Origin of the sequence: Nocardia spongicola, from assembly GCF_047200775.1 — a bacterium.
Taxonomy (GTDB): Bacteria; Actinomycetota; Actinomycetes; order Mycobacteriales; family Mycobacteriaceae; genus Nocardia.
Map to the genome: position 1 here is coordinate 1 of NZ_JBJZOO010000088.1, position 233 is coordinate 233.

Here is a 233-nt window from a genome sequence, read left to right on the forward strand (position 1 = left end):
CAACTGAACCTGCACCTACAACTGGACGCCCAACCAGTAGGCCCCGAGGTCGACCGGGTCACCATCGCGGTCAACGGATTCGGCTACGGCGGCACCAACGCCCATGTCATCCTCCAGGAATACCAACCACCTGAGCATCCCAGCGGAAACGGACACGCGCGCACCCCTCGCCACTATGGAGTACTACCGATCTCGGCACGCAGTGAACAAGCCGTCCGCGATCTGGCCCGCGG

General features: G+C 63.5%; 1 protein-coding gene. It reads left to right on the plus strand.

What is annotated here, in order from left to right:
- On the plus strand, positions 1 to 233 hold a 233-nt coding region (locus ACL02S_RS24330; RefSeq protein ID WP_412804821.1), incomplete at both ends, for a ketoacyl-synthetase C-terminal extension domain-containing protein.